The sequence below is a fragment of the Burkholderia sp. E168m23 genome, from assembly GCF_016586125.1.
GTDB classification, from domain to species: domain Bacteria; phylum Pseudomonadota; class Gammaproteobacteria; order Burkholderiales; family Burkholderiaceae; genus Burkholderia; species Burkholderia orbicola.
In genome coordinates, this window is sequence record NZ_BCPP01000879.1 from 1 (window position 1) to 3,024 (window position 3,024).

The window sequence follows — 3,024 nt, forward strand, 5'->3', positions numbered from 1 at the left end:
GTGTGGTCGACGGCGCTGTCGTACAACGCGGACAAGCTGAAGTCGGCGCCCACCGGCTGGGCCGATTTCTGGAACGTGAAGAAATTCCCCGGCAAGCGCGGGATGCGCAAGGGCGCGCGCTACAACCTCGAATTCGCGCTGATGGCCGACGGCGTCGCGACGAAGGACGTCTACAAGGTGCTCGGCACGAAGGCCGGCCAGGATCGCGCGTTCAAGAAGCTCGACGAGCTGAAGCCGTACATCCAGTGGTGGGAAGCAGGCGCGCAGCCGCCGCAGTTCCTCGTCGCCGGCGACGTCGTGATGTCGACCGCGTACAACGGCCGCATCGACGCCGCGCAGAAGGAAGGCAAGAACCTGAAGGTCGTGTGGAACGGCAGCATCTACGACCTCGACTACTGGGCGATTCCGAAGGGTTCGCCGAACAAGGCGCTGGCCGAGCAGTACATCGCGTACTCGCTGACGCCGAAGCCGCAGCAGGCGTATGCGCAGCACATCGCGTACGGTCCGGCGAACATCGCGGCGATCAAGGCGCTCGACGCGAAGACGCTCGCGAACCTGCCGAACTCGCCGGCCAACGGCAAGAACGCGGTGCTGGAGGACATCGGCTTCTGGACCGACCACAGCGACGAGCTCGAACAGCGCTTCGCCGCATGGGCAACGAAGTAACCGGTCAGGCATCCTCACGGGTGTCGTGATGCAACCGGCCGCGCGACGCGTCGATCGCGTCGCGCGGCATTCCGCCGGCACGTGTCCGGCCGGAGAGACCAGTTGAATACGATGACGATCGCGCCTTCCTCGCCGTCGACCGCGGCGCTCAAGCGCGAGCTGAAGGCCGCCGAGGCCCGCAAGCGCACGATGGCGCTGCTGCTGGTCGCGCCGCTCGCGATTTTCCTGCTGCTGATTTTCGTCGTGCCGATCGGCACGCTGCTCACGCGTGCGGTGCAGAACCCGGAGATCGCGACCGCGTTGCCGAACACGGTCGCCGCGTTGTCGGGCTGGGACCGCAAGACGCCACCGGCGGACGCCGCGTATGTCGCGCTCGCGGCCGACATGACGAAGGTGGCCGACAGCGAGGCGATGGGCGCGCTCGCGCGGCGCCTGAACACCGAGATTCCCGGCTATCGCTCGCTCGTCGCGAAGACGGCGCGCGCGATGCCGCTGAAGGGCGACAATGACGCGGCGCTGACGCCCGCGCAGACGCGCGCCAAATTCATCGACCTCGATGCGCGCTGGGGCGACGTCGCGTACTGGCAGTCGATCGCGAAGAACGGCAGCCAGGTGTCGCCGTTCTACCTGCTCGCCGCGCTCGATCACAAGCAGGACGGCTTCGGTCACATCGTGCAGGCCGATCCCGACCAGTCGATCTATCTCGCGATCTTCGGGCGCACGTTCGTGATCGGCATCGCCGTCACGCTGTTCGCGCTGCTGCTCGGCTATCCGCTCGCGTACTGGATCTCGACGCTGTCGGAACGGCGCGCGAACCTCGTGATGATCCTCGTGCTGATTCCGTTCTGGACGTCGGTGCTCGTGCGCGTCGCCGCGTGGATCGTGCTGCTGCAGAGCGAAGGGCTCATCAACACGGCGCTGATCGGCAGCGGGCTGATCTCGCATCCGCTGACGCTGCTGTTCAACCGCGTCGGCGTGTACATCTCGATGACGCACATCCTGCTGCCGTTCATGATCCTGCCGCTCTACAGCGTGATGAAGTCGATTCCGCCGACCTACCAGCGCGCGGCCGTGTCGCTCGGCAGCCATCCGTTCGCCGCGTTCTGGCGCGTGTACGTGCCGCAGACCTATCCGGGCGTCGGTGCGGGCGCGCTGCTCGTGTTCATCCTCGCGATCGGCTATTACATCACGCCCGCGCTGCTCGGCGGGCCGAACGACCAGATGGTCAGCTATTACGTCGCGTACTTCACCAACGTGACGATCAACTGGGGCATGGCGTGTGCGCTCGGCGGGCTGCTGCTCGCGGCGACGCTCGTGCTGTATGCGGTATACGGGCGCTTCACGCGCACCAACGTGAGCCTCGGCTGAGCGCCGGGCACAGGGAAACGGGAAGGGGATGCCGACCATGAAACTCGCCAGGCCGCTGTTCGCGCCGCACATGTCGTTCGTCGAGCGCGCGTGGTACGTCGCGTTGCGCGTGCTCGTCGTGCTGACGCTGCTGTACCTGATCCTGCCGGTGCTCGCGATCGTGCCGCTGTCGTTCTCGTCGAGCACGTTCCTCGTGTATCCGATTCCGGGTTTCTCGCTGCGCTGGTACGAGAACCTGATCGCATCCGACGAGTGGCGCATGGCCGCGAAGAACAGCTTCATCGTCGCGCCGTCGGCGACCGTCGTCGCGACCGTGCTCGGCACGCTCGCGGCCATCGGCCTGACGAAAGCCGATTTCCGCGGCAAGGGGCTGCTGATGGCCGTGCTGCTGTCGCCGATGATCGTGCCCGTCGTCGTGGTCGGCGTCGGCATGTACCTGTTCTTCGCGCCGCTCGGGCTCGCGAATACCTACACGGGGCTGATCGCCGCGCATGCGGCACTCGGCGTGCCGTTCGTCGTGACGACGGTGGCCGCGACGCTGCAGGGCTTCAACCAGAACCTCGTACGGGCAAGCCTGTCGCTCGGCGCGAACCCGGTCACGACGTTCTTCCGCGTGACGCTGCCGGTGATCGCGCCGGGCGTGATGTCGGGTGCTCTGTTCGCATTCGCGACGTCGTTCGACGAAGTGGTCGTCACGCTGTTCCTCGCCGGCGCGGACCAGACGACGCTGCCGCGCCAGATGTTCACGGGCATCCGCGAGAACATCAGCCCGACGATCGCGGCGCTCGCCACGATCCTGATCATTTTCTCGACGAGCCTGCTGCTCGCGCTCGAATGGCTGCGCGGCCGCAATGCGCGGCGTGCGGTGACCTGACCTGACGCGGTGGCGCGACGGCGGTGCACGCGTGTCAAGCGTCGGCGCATTGTCGATGCTTGATGTCGCCGTCGGACGCGGCCGGGCCGGGCGCCGACACGACGAAGCTGGCCGCG

The 3,024-nt window shown here is 66.9% G+C and carries 3 protein-coding genes; all 3 read left to right on the top strand.

The genetic code is table 11. The features are described from left to right. Positions 1 to 666: extracellular solute-binding protein (locus JMF90_RS31245; RefSeq protein ID WP_201325886.1), on the top strand; the 666-nt coding region annotated here is incomplete at its 5' end. Positions 667 to 777: 111 nt separating this feature from the next. Further along, positions 778 to 2,034, top strand: a complete 1,257-nt coding sequence (locus tag JMF90_RS31250) for an ABC transporter permease (protein WP_011548115.1) — start codon at positions 778 to 780, stop codon at positions 2,032 to 2,034. Positions 2,035 to 2,071: 37 nt separating this feature from the next. Further along, positions 2,072 to 2,908, top strand: coding sequence for an ABC transporter permease (locus JMF90_RS31255; RefSeq protein WP_006479368.1), 837 nt, complete (start codon positions 2,072 to 2,074; stop codon positions 2,906 to 2,908). Positions 2,909 to 3,024 lie beyond the last annotated feature (116 nt).